Source organism: Dermacoccus nishinomiyaensis (assembly GCF_900447535.1).
GTDB lineage: Bacteria > Actinomycetota > Actinomycetes > Actinomycetales > Dermatophilaceae > Dermacoccus > Dermacoccus nishinomiyaensis.
This window is the reverse complement of sequence record NZ_UFXX01000001.1, coordinates 640,721-655,659: the sequence shown is the minus strand read 5'-3', so window position 1 is coordinate 655,659 and position 14,939 is coordinate 640,721. Positions and strand designations below refer to the sequence as shown.

The following is a 14,939-nucleotide window of genomic DNA, read 5'->3' as shown; positions in this document are numbered from 1 at the left end:
GGCGATCTTCGACCGCGACGAACGTGTCGATGACCCCCGAATCGCCCGGGACGGCGGGGTTGTCGGTGCTCGAACCTAGCGTGCGAAACACATCGAGACCCGTTGGGGAATCGACCGATCAGCGCTTCGAGGAGGCGTCATGCTCATCACCTGTGATTCGTGCCCGGCACGAGGTCGTGCGTGCGACACGTGCGTCATGAAGACGTTCCTGGACATGCCCGCCGTCACCAGCGGCCCCGTCTGGGAGGAGGAGGACCACCGTGTTCTCGACATGCTCTGCAGCGCCGGTCTCGTCGGTGATGAGGACGCGGCGTCAGCGCTGCTGGAGAGCGCTCCGTTCGCCGGTCTGCGCGCCGCCGTGTGAGAACCTCCTACGCTTGCGCCATGCTGTCGAGACGCCACTTCGTCCTGGGAGGCGTCAGCGCCCCCGCGGGGGCGATCCTGGGGCTCGCAGGGTGCGAGCGCCGACCCGGGGGCACATCGTCGTCAGCCGAGGCAAGTGGCGGAACCGATGGCGGGGTCTCCAGCCTCACGATCGACACCGTCCTCGGGCGCGTGGTGCTGCGGTTGCCGAACGCGCTCGACGAAGGCGCGTCCTCGCCATCAGGGGCCGGGGACGATGCCTCGGCGCAGTGGCGCGCGCGCGTCGAGGCGGCCGCGCACCGGATCGCTGAGGTGTGGGGCACCACGCGGCCGGCGGGTCTCGAAGGTGATCTGCGGGTGACGCTCTGCCGGGACGACGCGGAGTTCGCGGCGAGTGCCGACGGGTTGGACGCCGACACCGCGGGCGTCACCACGAGGCAGGGTGTGTTCCTCGCGCCCTCTGTCGCCTCGTCGCTGACGGAGGGCGGCCGCCGGGTCGTTCTCGCGCACGAGCTGACGCATCTGTCGCTCGGGCAGTTCGGCGCGGACGCGACGCAGTGGTGGCTGAAGGAGGGAGCCGCCGAGTGGACGGCCGCACCTCTCGTGTCGGTGCCTGAACGCAGCCGCTGGCCGACGCTCGCCCAAGCGGCGCCGCAGAAGAAGATCGGGGATTCACCGCCCCCGCAGGAGCAGGTGGGCACCGAGCTCGGATACGAATGGGCGCACGCCTACGTCACGTATCTCGCCGATGGTGCAGGCACCGCACGGGTCGTCGCCCTAGTGCGCGCCCGACCGCGTGACGCGACCGCAGTCGCGGCGCCACTCGTCGCGGGTCGAGAGAGCTTCACCACCTGGCTGTCAGGTCGGCTCCGGTGAGGGGTGACGACGGCGACGAGGCGGCGTGAGCTGTCTCAGGTGCGGGGAGAGGAGTAGATCGAGTCGATGACGTCGGCGTAGTCGTCGAGCACGACGTTGCGCTTGACCTTGAGCGACGGCGTCAGGTGCCCGGATTCCTGAGTCAGAGGCGTGGTCAGCACCCGGAAGGCGCGGATCGACTCGGCGCGGGAGACGAGGGTGTTGGCCTGGTCGACGGCCTTCTGCAGTTCGTCGAGTACCCGCTGATCCTGTGCTGCGTCTGCGGGGTCCAGGTCGGTGATGCCGTGCGCGCTCGCCCAGCCGGGCAGCATCTCCTCGTCGAGGCACAGCAGCGCCGCGATGAACGGTTTGGCGTCGCCCACGACGACGGCTTCTGCGATGAGGGGGTGCGAGCGCAGGGAATCCTCCAGCTTGGCGGGGCTGACGTTCTTGCCGCCCGCCGTCACGAGGATGTCCTTCTTGCGCCCCGTGATCGTCAGGTAGCCGTCGGCGTCCAGTTCACCGAGGTCGCCGGTGCGGAACCAGCCGTCGATCTTCGCCTCGTCGGTGGCCTCGGGGTTGTGCAAGTACTCGCGGAAGACGTTGATGCCCTTGACGAGGATCTCGCCGTCGTCGTCGATCCGCAGGCCGACGCCGGGGCAGGCGGGGCCGACGGTGCCGATGCGCAGCGCCTTCGGCGGGTTGACGCAGGCGGGAGCCGTCGTCTCGGTGAGTCCGTATCCCTCGAGAACGGGCAGGCCGATGCCGTTGTAGAAGTGCGCCAACCGGGCCGACAGGGGAGCGCCCCCGGAGATGGAGTAGCGCAGATGACCGCCGAACGCCGAGCGCAGCTTCGCGTAGACCAGTCGATCGAACACGGTGTGCTTGACGCGCAGGGTGAGCGGCGCGCGGCGTCCGGCGTTCGTCGCCTCGCTGTAGGCGATCGCGGTGTCGGCGGCGGCGGCGAAGATCTTGCCGCGGCCGTCGCCCTGCGCGCGCTGCTCGGCGGAGTTGTAGACCTTCTCGAACACGCGCGGCACGCCGAGCAGGTACGACGGCGCGTACGTGCCGAGGTCGTCGACGAGCGTCCCGATCGTCGTGTGGGCGAGGCGTGTGCGTGAGGCGATCGCGACGAACTGGATGAGGCGGGCGAAGACGTGGGCGAGCGGCAGGAACAGCAGGGTGCCGTTGTTCTCCTCACCGCCGTTGACGAGGTCGTCCATCAGCGCGAGGCAGTTCTGCGACAACGACACGAAGTTGCCGTGCGTCAGCACGCATCCCTTCGGCAGGCCGGTCGTGCCCGAGGTGTAGATGATCGTTGCGACGTGGTCGGCGTCGACGGCGTCGCGGCGCGCACGCATCTGCGCGTCACTGACCTCCGGGGCACCCTCGAGCAGTTCGTCGAGGTGGCCGGCGTCGATCTGCCAGACGTCGCGCAGATGGGGGCAGCGCTCGCGTACCTGCGAGACGGTGAGCGCCATCTCCTGGTTCTCGACGACGACGGCGACGGCCTCGGAATCGGCGAGGATCCAGGCGACCTGGTCGCTCGAGGACGTCTCGTAGATCGGCACGACGACAGCGCCGCACGTCAGCAGCGCGAGGTCGGTGAGCGTCCACTCGTAGCGGGTCGTGCTCATGAGCGCGACGCGGTCACCCGCTTCGACGCCCGCCGCCATGAACCCCTTGGCGAGCGTCTCGACCTGCGCGAGGAATTCCTCGTGTGTCACCCCGGCCCACGTCGCGCCCTCACGCCGGGCGTAACCGATGCCTCGCGGATCCTCGGACGCGTTGCGCACCACGATGTGCGGAAGCGCGAGCTCCTCGTCGAACGGCACGAGCAGCTTCGTGCTCACTTCACGCATTGCGGATCCTCGCTGGGTCGGTACTGGGTCGGTGGCGGCGGTCGGTGAGGCCCGTCGTCATGCGTACCTTACGACCCTGCCGCCGCTCGGCGCATACCCTCGGTGTCATGACGACGAACAGCGACGCCCTCAGCGAGGGCCGCATCCGGATCGAGGCGAGCTGCGCTCGGGTGCTCGACGTGGTGCTCGACCTGCCGGCCTACCCGCAGTGGTCGAAGGACGTCGCGCGAGCCGTCGTGCTGAGTCGAACGCCCTCCGGCGACGTCGACCAGGCACAGCTGACGTTCGCCTCCGGCCCGTTCAAGGACGTCGTGACGCTCGCGTACACGGTGGCTCGTCGCGCCGACCGCGCACGGGTGGCGTGGCAACTCGTCGAGGCGCAGCACATCGAGGCGATGCAAGGCCACTACGACCTGCGTGCTGACGGCGACGCCACCGACGTCGCGTATGCCCTGCACGCACGGCCCGGCTTTCCGCTGCACACGGCGTTGCGCCGGAAGGTCGAGACGCAGATCATCACCGCGGCCCTCGATGCGTTGAAGGCGCACGCCGAGGCGCCGGATCTCGATCACGGTGGGGCGAACGCCACCGCCTGAGGCGCCGCATGTACGGCCCCGCCACCGGGGCGCCACCCGATTTGGGCTCGGCGCCCCGCCCCGTCAGGATGATCGTGACGGCCCATGCGCCGTCGCCGTCCGCGAGCAGTGAGGAACGAGCGTGACACTCAGCATCGGCATCGACATCGGTGGAACGAAGATCGCCGGGGGCCTCGTCGACTCCGGCGGCACCATCGTGCGCCGCGCGCGCCGCGACACGCCCGCGCAGGAGCCCGACGCCATCGTGGCCGCCACCGTCGAACTCATCGACGAGCTGGGCGCCGTGGCGCGTGCCGAGGGCGTCGAGGCGCCCAAGGTGGGGGTCGCGTGCGCCGGATACATCGACAAGCAGGGCGCGAACGTCCTGTTCGCCCCCAACATCGCCTGGCGGCACGAGCCGCTGCGCGCACGCCTCGAAGAAGCGACGGGGCACGCCGTCGTCATCGAGAACGACGCGAACGCGGCCGCCTACGGCGAGTTCCTCCACGGTGGCGGCGCGGACGTCGACGACATGGTCATGGTGACGCTGGGCACCGGTGTCGGCGGCGGCATCGTCCTCGACGGCGAACTCATGCGCGGCAGCCACGGCATCGCCGCCGAGATCGGGCACATGCGTGTCGTGCCGGGCGGTCACCTGTGCGGTTGCGGCAATCGCGGTTGTTTCGAGGTGTACGCCTCCGGGTCCGCGCTCGTGCGTGAGGCGCGCGATCTCGTTGCTTCGGGCGCGACCGAGGCCGCGCGGCTTCGCGAAGCCTGCGCGGGCGATCCGGAGGCGTTGCGCGGCGCGCACGTCACGGCAGCGGCACAAGAGGGCGACGCGGCAGCCCTGGCGCTGCTGAGCAAGATCGGCCGTTGGGTCGGCGAGGGCTGCGCGTCACTCGCGGCCGTGCTCGACCCGGCCGTTTTCGTCATCGGCGGGGGGCTCGCGGAGGCGGGCGACCTCGTCCTGGAATCGGCTCGCATCCACTTCGCCGACGAGCTGACGGGCGGCGGGCACCGTCCGTCGCCGCGTTTCGTCGTCGCACAACTGGGCAACGACGCCGGCGTCATCGGCGCCGCAGCGCTCGCAGAGAGGGGGCGTGCATGAGTCTCGCCATCGGAATCGACATCGGCGGCACGAAGGTCGCGGGCGGCCTCGTCGACGAGCGCGGCACCGTCATCGCGCGCGCTCGCCGCGACACGCCGCACCGCTCGACGAAGGCCGCCGTCGTCGAGGACCTACTCGTCAGCGTCGTCGATGAACTGCAGGATGCCGCCGAACGCGACGACCTCGGCGAGGTCAGCGCCATCGGCATCGGCGCGGCGGGATTCGTCGGCGCCGACCGCTCGACCGTCGTCTTCGCGCCGCATCTGTCGTGGCGCAACGAGCCGTTGCGCGAGAACCTGCGCGCCCGTTGCGCGTTCCCCGTCTTCGTCGACAACGACGCCAACACCGCGTGCTGGGCGGAGTGGCGTTTCGGCGCGGTGGCGGGGGAGAGCCACGTCATCATGGTCAACCTCGGCACCGGCATCGGCGGCGCGATCCTCGTCGACGGGGTGATGCAGCGCGGCCGGTACGGCATCGCGGGCGAGTTCGGCCACATGCAGGTCGTGCCCGGCGGCATCCGTTGTGAGTGCGGCAACCGCGGCTGCTGGGAGCAGTACGCCAGCGGTAACGCGCTCGTGCGCGAGGCGCGCTCGCTGCTCGCGGCGCAGTCGCCGATGGCGCACGACATCGAGGCCGAGATCGGCGGCGACCTGACGAAGCTGACCGGGCCCATGATCACCCAGGCCGCGGCTGCAGGGGACGCGACGGCGGCCGAACTGCTCGCCGAGATCGGTTCGTGGCTCGGCACCGGCCTCGCGAACCTCGCGAGTGCGTTCGACCCGGGCGCGTTCGTCATCGGCGGCGGCGTGTCGGCAGCCGGCGAGATGCTGTTGACGCCGGCGCGCGAGGCCTTCCGCAAGCAGCTGCCGGGGCGCGGGTACCGCCCGGAGGCACGAATCGTGCAGGTGCAGCTCGGCAACGAGGCCGGGCTCATCGGCGCGGCCGACCTGGCGCGCAGCGCCGTCGAGGAGGACATCGCATGACCACCCGTCTCATGTCGTACAACGTGCGCGGCCTCAAGGACGACCGTGCGGCCCTGCTGCGCGTCATCCGGCACGCCGCGCCCGACGTGCTGTGCCTGCAGGAGATGCCGCGCCATCCGTTCTCCGACCATCGCGTCGCCGAGTTCGCCGAATCCGTCGGGCTCGTGTGGGGCGGAGGCAACCGTCACCGCATGAGCACCGCGATCGTGACGGCGCCGCGCCTCGACGTCGCCGCGAGCGGCCACGGCCTCTACACCGTGCCGCGTCCGCAAGAGCCGCGCGGTTACGCATGGGCCGAGGTGTGCCTGCCCGGCGAGGCGAAGTGGCTCGCGATCAGCACGCATCTGTCGCTCTACAGCTCGATGCGCGCCGGGCACGCGCGTGAGCTCATCGCCGACCCGAACCTGCCGGGCGACGTGCCGTGGGCGATCGCCGGCGACTTCAACGAGCTCGAGAACGGGCCCGCGGGGCGGGAGTTCAAGGCACACGGGCTCGTCGACGCAGGGCCGCGCATCAACACGTTCAACGCCGCCGAACCGCACAAGCGCATCGACTTTGTCTACGCCTCGCCGTCGCTGACGCTGGAGACGGTCGACATGAGCGCCGTGGAGCACGACATGACGGTCGCGACCGATCACCGCCCGCTCGTCGTCGACGTCACGGTGACGTCGCACTGACGACCGACTGACGTCCGCTGGGAGGGCCCGGGGGATCGGACGAGGCCGCTCGGGCCGGCAGTCGCAGAGGCTCAGACGCGGGCGCCGTCGTCGTCATCGTCGTGCTCGTCGCGGTTCTTCGGCTGCCTCGCGACGGCGAGGGCGAAGCCGCCGACGAGCAGCCCCGCCGCGACGAGCCACCACAGCGTGGCCGCCTCACGATCGAACAGGGTGAGGTAGAGCAGCCACACCGGCCCGAGGACGAAGCAGGCGAGCATGATGACGCTCGCCGGGTCACCGGTCTCGAACGGTGCGGGCTCAGGCGGGACGAAGGGTTCCTCGTCCAGGTCATCGAGATCGTCGTGGTCGTATTGACCTGCAGCGCTCCCAGCCTGCCCGTGAGGCGGCGGCGTCATCACCCATGGCTGCTCGTCCGGCATGCGCCACTGCGGTCGGAAGCCGGGTACAGGACCGTCGTCAGCCGGGGCCGGCGAGGCGGGCGTCATGGGCGTGGTCTCGTCGGATGTGGGCTCGAAGAGATCCCGGTGGGCGCCGCGGCGCGTCGCGGATTCCGACGCTGCGTCGAGGTCGAGATGCCGGGTGATCTGGGCGAACTCGGCGTCCCAGTCGCGGTCGCGGGGCTCGGTGCTCATCGCAGCGCCTCGCCGATGCGCGAGGTGGCCCGCCCGGGCGCGGACGTCGGTGGGCAGGTGCGGGGCCGGGTTCGCATGTGCTCATCCTGGCACGCTGCGTCGCCGTGGCGGCATGTGCAGGCCGGTGTGACCCAGTAGAGTGAAGCCGTCCTGCACCCCGAGAGGAAGACTTCCCGTGCTCTACTGGCTTCTCAAGAGGGTTCTCGTCGGGCCTGCGCTTCGAACGGTCTTCCGCCCGACGGTCGAGGGCCTCGAGCACATTCCCGACGCCGGCCCGGCGATCCTGGCGATCAACCACCTCTCCTATTCGGACTGGCTGTTCGTCCCGCTCGTCGTCGAACGCCGCGTCACGTTCGTCGCGAAGTCGGAGTACTTCACGACGCCCGGCGTCAAGGGGCGCCTGCAGAAGGGCTTCTTCTCCGGCACGGGTCAGGTGCCGATCGATCGCACGAGCGGTTCCGCCGCGGCCGGTGCGCTCGCGACCGGCAAGCGCATCCTCGCCGCCGGTGAGCTGTTCGGCATCTTCCCCGAGGGCACGCGCTCGCCCGACGGCCGTCTCTACAAGGGCAAGACCGGTATCGCGCGTCTCGCGCTCGAGAGTGGCGTGCCCGTCATCCCGGTCGCCGTCATGGACACCGACACCGTCGCACCTCCCGGCGAGAAGTTCGGCCGTTACGCGCAGCCGCACGTGCGCTTCGGCGCGCCGCTCGACTTCTCGCGCTTCGACGGCATGGGCTCCGACCGTTTCGTGCTGCGCTCCATCACCGACGAGATCATGTATGAACTGATGCTGCTGTCCGGCCAGGAGTACGTTGATGAGTACGCCGCGTCGCGCAAGAAGTCGGTCGGCGAGCGTGCCCGCTCCCTCGGTGAAGGCGCCGTGCAGGTGGCCAAGGAGATCCAGGGCAGCGCCACCGCGGCCCTCGAAGACGCTGCCGCCCGCCTGCCGCGCAAGGGCTCGGACAAGGACGGCAAGGACATCAAGAACAACGACGCGCCCGCCGGCGAGGCAGCCGACGTCACGGCCGACGTCGAGGACATCGCGGTCCACGACGCCGCTCATGACGCCCAGGCTCATGACGCCGTCACGATCGATGACGGCGAGACGTCCGTGTCCGTCGAGCGTGTCGAATCTGTCGAGCGCGTCGAATCCATCACGACCGACGGCGACGCGCACGGCGCTCGCGACGCCGGCGGCTGACGATCGCCGACGCTGTACCGGGCATCGCCCCGGGCTCTCGGGCCGGGGCGTCGACCTGGCATCGCCGCCCCGAGTCCGGCTCGCACGTCGCCCGTGATGTCTCACAGTCAGGGCCGATGTGCGCCATCGTGGTTCGGCGCCTAGGCTCGCTCGGGTGAGTACCACGCCCGAAACGCATAACACCCCGTCCGTGCCCACGCGTCCTGTGGGTCTCGAGTGGCCGCAGTTGCCTGCCAAGCAGCAGCCGTCGTGGCCGGATGACGGTTCGTTGGAGCGCGTGCGCGAGACGTTGGCCACCTATCCGCCGCTCGTCTTCGCGGGCGAGTGCGACGATCTGCGCACCCGCCTCGCCGCGGCGTCGCGCGGTGAGGCGTTCGTCCTGCAGGGCGGTGACTGCGCAGAGATGTTCGCCTCGGCGACGGCCGACAACATCCGTGACCGCGTCAAGACGATCCTGCAGATGGCTGCGGTGCTGACGTACGGCGCGAGCACGCCCGTCGTGAAGCTCGGCCGCATCGCCGGGCAGTTCGCCAAGCCGCGCTCGAAGGACACCGAGACGCGCGGCGACGTCACTCTGCCGGCCTACCGCGGTGACATGGTCAACGATTTCGCGTTCACGCCCGAGGCGCGTCGCCCCGACCCCGAGCGACTGCTGCAGGCCTACAACACGAGTGCGGCGACGCTCAACCTCGTGCGCGCGTTCACCCAGGGCGGTTTCGCCGACCTGCGCAACGTCCACGACTGGAACAAGGGCTTCATCGCCAACGCCGCCAACGCGCGCTACGAGAAGACGGCGAAGGACATCGACCGCGCGATGCGGTTCATGGCCGCCTGCGGGGTCGACTTCGACGCCCTGCGCGCCGTCGACTTCTTCTCGAGCCACGAGGCGCTGCTGCTCGACTACGAGCGTCCGCTGACGCGCGTCGACTCGCGTTCGGGCCGCCCGTACGCGACGTCCGGGCACATGCTGTGGGTCGGTGAGCGCACGCGCGAGATCGACGGTGCGCACATCGACTTCGTCTCCCGCGTGTCGAACCCGGTGGGCATGAAGGTCGGGCCGAAGGCCGACCCGGACGACCTGCTGCGCATCATCGACAAGATCGACCCCGAGCGTGAGCCCGGCCGTCTGACGTTCATCACGCGCATGGGCGCGGGCACGATCCGTGAGGCGCTGCCGCCCATCGTCGAGCGACTCAAGGCCGAGGGCGCGGCGCCGGTGTGGATCACCGACCCGATGCACGGCAACACGTTCGAATCCGCGAGCGGTTTCAAGACGCGTCGTCTCGACGACATCGTCGACGAGGTGCGCGGCTTCTTCGAGGTGCACGAGGCGGCGGGCACCGTCCCGGGTGGCCTGCACGTCGAGCTGACGGGCAACGACGTGACCGAGTGCCTCGGCGGCAGCGTCGAGGTGCGTGACGAGGATCTGGAGAGCCGGTACGAGTCGGCCTGCGACCCGCGTCTCAACCACCAGCAGAGCCTCGAACTGGCCTACCTCGTCGCGGAGATGCTGAGCGCTCGCGCGCAGTGACGTCCGTGTCGAACTGACGACGATGCCCGCTCGCCTCATGGTGGGCGGGCATCGTCGTATGTTCCGACGGTGCGCCGTCAGAAGCTCAGGGTGACGCTGCTCCCCTTGGGGGTGCGCGAGCCGCCCGACGGCGTCTGCGAGCTGACGGTGGAGCTGAGCAGCTCGTCGAGCCAGGACGCCCCGTCGACGTGGAAGCCCGCGTCCTCGAGGCGAGAACGGGCCTCGGCTGCCTTCATTCCGGTGACGTCGGGCACGTCGGCCATCTCGACGCCCTTCGAGACGCGCAGCGTGATCGTGTCACCCGTCTTCACCTGGGTTCCACTCGTCGGGTCGGTGCCGATGACCGAGCCGGAAGGGACGTCGGGGGAGAACTCCTCGCGCGTCGTGACCGTCAGGCCGCGCTCCTGCAGTGCCGTCGTCGCGTTCTCCTGCGTCTGCTTCGCCACGTCGGGCAGGTGGAACTCCTCCGGCCCCGAGCTGACGACGAGGGTGACGGTGGTGTCGTGACGGATGTGGGCGCCCGCCCCGGGAGAGACCGACAGTACCGTTCCCGCCTCACGGACGTCGTGCCGTTCGGTGTGCGTCACGTGGCCAAAACCCTCACTCTTGAGTTTGGCTTCAGCCTTGTCGCGCTGCAGGCCGGCCACGGCGGGGACGTCGACCATCTTCGGTCCGCTGCTCACGACGAGGGTGACGTCGGTGCCGCGACGATGGCTCGAGCCCTGCTCGGGTGAGGTCGAGATGACGCGGCCGGCCGGGACGGAGTCGGAATCAGCCAGCGTGACGCGCGTGTCGAATCCGGCGGAACGGAGGGTCGAAATGGCCTCACCCTGAGGTCGAGCGTTTACCTCGGGGATGTCGGTCGACGTCAGCGGCCCCACCGTCAGGGCGAGCGCGAGGCCGCCGGCAGCGATCGCCGTCGCGGCTGCGGCGACCCACGGCCAGCGACGACGACGGCGCGGGCCGCCCGCGGGTGTCGCGCCGAGCGTCTGGGTGGTCGTCGCCGGGATGACGTGCGTGTGGGCAGGGCGCAGCGCCGCGCTCCGGCCTTCGTCAGCACCCTGTGGGCCGGTCGGGGCACCGGTCGGCCTGCCGCCGTCCTGGCCGGTGGATGGGATGGCACCAGGAGCGATCGTGCCCTCGACGCCATAGGCGTCCGGCGAGGCGGCCGGCACGTCAAGCTGGGCGGTTGGCGCGGTGACGTGGGCGGCCGGCGGGGCGGGGTGACCCAGGGCCTCGGGCGTCAGCCGGGCGCGCGCGGCGTGCAGTTCGTGGGCGGAGGCGGTGGCGTCGGCCGGACGATCGGCGGGCATCTTGCTCGTCGCGCGGGTGAACCAGGCGTCGAGGGGGGCCAGGGACGCGTCAGCGCTCGAGGGTGGATGCGGCGCTTCGTGGACGTGGCGGTAGGCGACCTGGACCGGGGAGTCGCCGTCGAACGAGCGACGCCCCGTCAACATCTCGGCGAGGACGAGGGCGGAGGCGTAGACGTCGCCGCGCGGACCGGAGTGGCCGAATCGGGCGGGTTCCACCTGCTCGGGCGCGAGGTAGGAGGCGGTGCCGATGAGCATCTCGTTGTCGGCGCTCACGGACGAGCGCGCCGACGAGACGGCGCGCGCCAGACCGAAATCGGCGATCTTCACGACCCCGCGCGAGCTGATGAGGATGTTCTCGGGCTTGATGTCGCGGTGGACGAGGCCCGCGTGATGGGCGGCGCCGAGCCCGTCGAGCACCTGCTCGAACAGTGCGAGCAGCTCGCCGGTGGGGCGTCCGCCACGGTTGATGACGTCGCGCATCGTGACGCCGTCGACGAGTTCCATCGCGAGGAACACGACGTCACCGTCGCGCCCCTGGTCGTGGACGGCGACGACGTGCGGGTGGCTGAGCCGTGCGGCGGCGCGCGCCTCGCGCTGGAAGCGGGTGACGAAGGCGGGGTCGCGTGCGAGGTCGGCGCGCAGCACCTTGAACGCGACGTCGCGCTCGAGGCGTGTGTCGTGCGCGACGTAGACGCGCCCCATCCCGCCGTCGGCCAGGTGGCTTCTCACCTGATAGCGGCGTTCGATCAGCTGCCCGATGAGGGGGTCGGCTTGGATCGGCTCCACGAGCGCAGTCTAGGCGGCTCCGCGTGTGCGTCGGCTGTGCACGCCCGCGTCAGGAGAAGCGCTTCATGTGGGTATTGACGCTCGCGACGTACCGGCGGGTGTCGGGGTACATGCCGTGCGCGCGCACTGCTCCAAGACCTTGGTAGTAGGCGGCGATGGCCTCGTTCTGATCGTGCGCGTGCTCGGTGAGGAAACGCAGCGTTACGACGCCGGCGGTGATGTTGTCCTGTGTGTCGAGCAGGTCGAGGTGACGATGCACGATGGAGCCGGCCCACTGCCCGGTCGTGGGCATGACCTGCATCGTGCCGAGGGCGTCGCAGACCGAGACGGCGCTCTGCCGGTGACCCGATTCCTGCCAGCCGATCGCGAGGGCGAGCTTCGGGCTGACGCCGTAGCGCTTCGCGGTCGAGGTGATCATCGCGCGGATCTGCGCCTGCCCGGGCAGGTCGGCCGCGGCGAGCTGACGGCGGTGGCGGTCACCGGAGGCGACGAGGGACGCCGGATAGCCGCGCGCCGCCGCCGTCCCGGCGTAGCGGACGACGTGCTTCGGCTTCGGGGCGTGCGTCGAGGGGCCCGGGTGCGGCGTGGCTGCGGGTTTCGTCGCCGGGCGGGTGGGCTTCGTTGCCGGGCGGGTGGGCTTCGTCGCCGGGTGGGGTGACGGCGTGTGCGCGGCGGAGGTAGCGACGGGGACGCGCAGCGTCGTGCCGGGGAGCAGGCGGCGCAGCTCGATGCCGGGATTCGCCTTGACGATGGCGGCGACGCTGGAGTGCATGCGTCGCGCGATGCCGTAGACGGTGTCGCCGGCGCGCACGCGCGTCGTCGACATCCTGCGCACCGGCTTCTTCGCGGAGTTCGCGCGGTGTGACGTCGGCGTCTCGGCGTGCGACTGCGGGCCGCGCAGCTGGTGGTGCACGGGCTGGGCGGCGCTGTGGACGGCGACGGGCAGGGCGAGAAGGGCGGGCATGTGTCCACGCTAGGTCGCGGCTGTGACGTTTTGGTGGAGGCGCGCTCGACGTGCGCCGATGAGAGAGTCTCTGGCACCCTGTGAGGGTGAATGACGCAACCGCACCTGACCTCGAGACCCTCGTCGGCGACTGGCTGACCGTACCCGACCTCGCCGAGGCGCTCGGCATGTCGCTGCGCCAGGTGCGTCAGATGATCGCCGACCGCGAGATCATCGCGAGCCGCGTCGGGGAGCGCAACGTCGTCGCGGTGCCGGCCGCCTTCATCCAGGGCGGCGGCGTGCTCGCCTCGCTCATGGGCACCGTCACGGTGCTCAACGACGGCGGGTTCGACGACGACGAGGCCATCCGCTGGCTGTGCACGCCGGACGAGACCCTCCCGATCGACGGGGCACCGATCGACATGCTGCGCGCGGGCCGCAAGGCCGAGGTGCGCAAGCGCGCCATGGAGGACGCGTTCTGATCGCGAGCTGCCGCGTCAGAACGTGCGGGCCGTCGTCGACTCGATGAACGCCTCCAGCGCGGCGTAGGCGTCGGCCGGCACCTGGCTGCGCACACCGTCCAACGCCGCGCGGGCCCGCTGAGCGCCCTCGGCGATGCGCGCTTCGACGGCGTCGACGGCCCCTGATTCGCGAGCGAGCACACGGATGCGTTCGACCTCGTCCTCGCGCAGGTCGTCGTGGCCGAAACGCTCGGCGAAGAACGTGCCGACCTCCGGCTCGTCACCGGCGGCGTCGAGCAGGTGCGCGACGAGGACGGTGCGCTTGCCCTCGCGTAGGTCGTCGCCGGCGGGCTTGCCCGTCTGGGCCGGGTCGCCGAAGACGCCGAGCAGGTCGTCACGCAGCTGGTAGGCCTCACCGAGCGCGAGACCATACTGCGACAGGGCCTGCGTGACGTGGGGGGAGGCGCCCGCGCTCGCCGCACCGATGAGCAGGGGGTGCTCCATCGTGTACTTGGCGCTCTTGAAACGGATGACGCGCAGCGCACGCTCGATGCGCTCGGGCGTGCCCATCGTCGCCCAGGGCGTCGAGGCCTCGAGGACGTCGAGGAACTGACCGCCCATGAGCTGCGTGCGCATGAGGTCGAAGACGGCGCGACCGCGCGCGACCTCGTCGGCGGGCAGGCCGCTCGTCGCGTACATCTCGTCGGCCCACGTCAGGCACAGGTCGCCGGCCAGGATGGCGCCGGCCTCGCCGAAGCGGTCGGCGTCACCGTCGAGACCGCGGCTGCGGTGCGCGGCGGCCATCGCCCGGTGCGCGGCGGGCATGCCGCGTCGGGTGTCGCTCGCGTCCATGACGTCGTCGTGCAGCAACGCGGCGGCCTGGAACAGCTCCATCGACGCGGCGCAGCGCACGAGGGCGTCGCTGTCGGCTCCACCGGCGGCGCGGTAACCCCAGTACAGGAACGACGCACGCACACGCTTGCCTCCGCGCAGGAGGGTGGCGACGGCGTCGAGCATGAGGTCGGTCTGGCCGCCGAGGGGGGCGAGGACGTCGCGCTGATGGCTCACCTCGGCATCGAGGGTCTCCTGCAGTCGTTCGAGCAGGCGCGGCGCATCGAGAGAGTCGGGCACGGTGCGTTTCCTTTTCCAGATCGGCTACCAGTGAGCCTACGCGTAGCGGCGTGAGAACCGCGACCTGACGGGGTTGTCAGACGTCGGTCGTACATTCTTCTCATCGAACAGAAGTTCGATTTTCGTGGGGAGGGCTCTGCCCTCCACCGAGGAGGAGGTCGTGTGATGCGCGAGTACGACGACGTCGTCGCCATGGGGGTCGACGCGTGCGGCAAGCCCGTGGTCTTCGAGTGGCGCGGGCGTCGCTACCGGGTGACGCAGGTGCTCGACACCTGGCGTGAACGGGTGCCGTGGTGGCGTGATCCGGCCCGTCCCACGACACCTGACGAGCAGAGCGCCCCTGACGTCCAGCGCCGGCTCGAGCAACGCACCTGGCGTGTCGAGGCGACGGCCGGGCGCCGCGCCTCGAGCGGGGTCTTCCACCTCGTGCACCACGGTGAGCGCTGGTCGCTGCGCGCCCTCACCGACTGAGCTCATCGACTGAACCGCCCGTTCCCGCCCCATCGACGAAGGAAGTG

General features: G+C 70.6%; 15 protein-coding genes. 10 read left to right on the top strand and 5 right to left on the bottom strand.

Annotation, left to right across the window (positions count from 1 at the left end; translation table 11 throughout):
* Positions 1-196: 196 nt before the first annotated feature.
* Together DYE07_RS03200 and DYE07_RS03195 are read left to right on the top strand one after the other, a co-directional pair.
* The gene (locus DYE07_RS03200; protein WP_006946593.1) at positions 197-364 is read left to right on the top strand and encodes a hypothetical protein; all 168 of its coding nucleotides are present in this window, start codon (positions 197-199) and stop codon (positions 362-364) included.
* Positions 365-384: 20 nt separating this feature from the next.
* A complete protein-coding gene (locus tag DYE07_RS03195; protein ID WP_147286879.1) occupies positions 385-1,239 on the top strand; it encodes a hypothetical protein in 855 nt (284 codons plus the stop codon).
* A 35-nt stretch (positions 1,240-1,274) separates the two neighbouring features.
* Here DYE07_RS03195 and DYE07_RS03190 read toward each other — a convergent pair whose 3' ends face one another.
* Positions 1,275-3,080, bottom strand: a complete 1,806-nt coding sequence (locus DYE07_RS03190) for an AMP-dependent synthetase/ligase (protein ID WP_074039154.1) — start codon at positions 3,078-3,080, stop codon at positions 1,275-1,277.
* Positions 3,081-3,187: 107 nt separating this feature from the next.
* Between DYE07_RS03190 and DYE07_RS03185 the strand changes: the two genes are divergently transcribed.
* The 4 genes from DYE07_RS03185 (at position 3,188) to DYE07_RS03170 (ending at position 6,423) form a co-directional block, all read left to right on the top strand.
* The gene (locus DYE07_RS03185; RefSeq protein ID WP_006946556.1) at positions 3,188-3,676 is read left to right on the top strand and encodes an SRPBCC family protein; all 489 of its coding nucleotides are present in this window, start codon (positions 3,188-3,190) and stop codon (positions 3,674-3,676) included.
* Between the two features lie 121 nt (positions 3,677-3,797).
* A complete protein-coding gene (locus tag DYE07_RS03180; protein WP_006946531.1) occupies positions 3,798-4,763 on the top strand; it encodes an ROK family glucokinase in 966 nt (321 codons plus the stop codon).
* Positions 4,760-5,746 carry an ROK family glucokinase gene (locus DYE07_RS03175; RefSeq protein ID WP_115296329.1) on the top strand — a complete coding sequence of 329 codons (987 nt, stop codon included), beginning with the start codon at positions 4,760-4,762 and terminating at the stop codon, positions 5,744-5,746. Before DYE07_RS03180 ends, DYE07_RS03175 begins: the two co-directional genes overlap by 4 nt.
* Positions 5,743-6,423, top strand: coding sequence for an endonuclease/exonuclease/phosphatase family protein (locus tag DYE07_RS03170; protein WP_062258368.1), 681 nt, complete (start codon positions 5,743-5,745; stop codon positions 6,421-6,423). Before DYE07_RS03175 ends, DYE07_RS03170 begins: the two co-directional genes overlap by 4 nt.
* Before the next feature lie 71 nt (positions 6,424-6,494).
* Here DYE07_RS03170 and DYE07_RS03165 read toward each other — a convergent pair whose 3' ends face one another.
* Positions 6,495-7,055, bottom strand: coding sequence for a hypothetical protein (locus DYE07_RS03165; protein WP_074045444.1), 561 nt, complete (start codon positions 7,053-7,055; stop codon positions 6,495-6,497).
* Positions 7,056-7,230: 175 nt separating this feature from the next.
* Here DYE07_RS03165 and DYE07_RS03160 point away from each other — a divergent pair, with 175 nt between their 5' ends.
* Both DYE07_RS03160 and DYE07_RS03155 read left to right on the top strand, forming a co-directional pair.
* Entirely contained in the window at positions 7,231-8,256 is a 1,026-nt protein-coding gene (locus DYE07_RS03160; RefSeq protein WP_115296328.1) for a lysophospholipid acyltransferase family protein, read from the top strand.
* Positions 8,257-8,446: 190 nt separating this feature from the next.
* Entirely contained in the window at positions 8,447-9,787 is a 1,341-nt protein-coding gene (locus DYE07_RS03155) for a class II 3-deoxy-7-phosphoheptulonate synthase (protein WP_006946641.1), read from the top strand.
* 77 nt (positions 9,788-9,864) lie between these two features.
* On the opposite strand, the gene pknB is transcribed toward DYE07_RS03155, so the two are convergent.
* Complete coding sequence (gene pknB / locus DYE07_RS03150; protein ID WP_115296327.1) at positions 9,865-11,886, bottom strand: Stk1 family PASTA domain-containing Ser/Thr kinase; 2,022 nt, start codon at positions 11,884-11,886, stop codon at positions 9,865-9,867.
* 49 nt (positions 11,887-11,935) lie between these two features.
* A complete protein-coding gene (locus DYE07_RS03145) occupies positions 11,936-12,850 on the bottom strand; it encodes a transglycosylase SLT domain-containing protein (RefSeq protein WP_115296326.1) in 915 nt (304 codons plus the stop codon).
* 86 nt (positions 12,851-12,936) lie between these two features.
* Between DYE07_RS03145 and DYE07_RS03140 the strand changes: the two genes are divergently transcribed.
* Positions 12,937-13,311 (top strand): Rv2175c family DNA-binding protein, encoded by a 375-nt coding sequence (locus tag DYE07_RS03140; RefSeq protein ID WP_006946890.1) that lies wholly within the window; start codon positions 12,937-12,939, stop codon positions 13,309-13,311.
* Between the two features lie 15 nt (positions 13,312-13,326).
* On the opposite strand, the gene DYE07_RS03135 is transcribed toward DYE07_RS03140, so the two are convergent.
* A complete protein-coding gene (locus tag DYE07_RS03135; RefSeq protein WP_006946859.1) occupies positions 13,327-14,421 on the bottom strand; it encodes a polyprenyl synthetase family protein in 1,095 nt (364 codons plus the stop codon).
* Between the two features lie 165 nt (positions 14,422-14,586).
* Here DYE07_RS03135 and DYE07_RS03130 point away from each other — a divergent pair, with 165 nt between their 5' ends.
* Positions 14,587-14,892, top strand: coding sequence for a DUF6504 family protein (locus DYE07_RS03130; protein WP_131940850.1), 306 nt, complete (start codon positions 14,587-14,589; stop codon positions 14,890-14,892).
* Positions 14,893-14,939: the final 47 nt, after the last annotated feature.

Bases quoted from the DNA above. Each gene is read 5' to 3' on its own strand.
- DYE07_RS03200 (WP_006946593.1), top strand. From the start codon at position 197: ATGAAGACGTTCCTGGACATGCCCGCCGTCACCAGCGGCCCCGTCTGG.
- DYE07_RS03195 (WP_147286879.1), top strand. From the start codon at position 385: ATGCTGTCGAGACGCCACTTCGTCCTGGGAGGCGTCAGCGCCCCCGCG.
- DYE07_RS03190 (WP_074039154.1), bottom strand. From the start codon at position 3,080: ATGCGTGAAGTGAGCACGAAGCTGCTCGTGCCGTTCGACGAGGAGCTC.
- DYE07_RS03185 (WP_006946556.1), top strand. From the start codon at position 3,188: ATGACGACGAACAGCGACGCCCTCAGCGAGGGCCGCATCCGGATCGAG.
- DYE07_RS03175 (WP_115296329.1), top strand. From the start codon at position 4,760: ATGAGTCTCGCCATCGGAATCGACATCGGCGGCACGAAGGTCGCGGGC.
- DYE07_RS03170 (WP_062258368.1), top strand. From the start codon at position 5,743: ATGACCACCCGTCTCATGTCGTACAACGTGCGCGGCCTCAAGGACGAC.
- DYE07_RS03165 (WP_074045444.1), bottom strand. From the start codon at position 7,055: ATGAGCACCGAGCCCCGCGACCGCGACTGGGACGCCGAGTTCGCCCAG.
- DYE07_RS03145 (WP_115296326.1), bottom strand. From the start codon at position 12,850: ATGCCCGCCCTTCTCGCCCTGCCCGTCGCCGTCCACAGCGCCGCCCAG.
- DYE07_RS03130 (WP_131940850.1), top strand. From the start codon at position 14,587: ATGCGCGAGTACGACGACGTCGTCGCCATGGGGGTCGACGCGTGCGGC.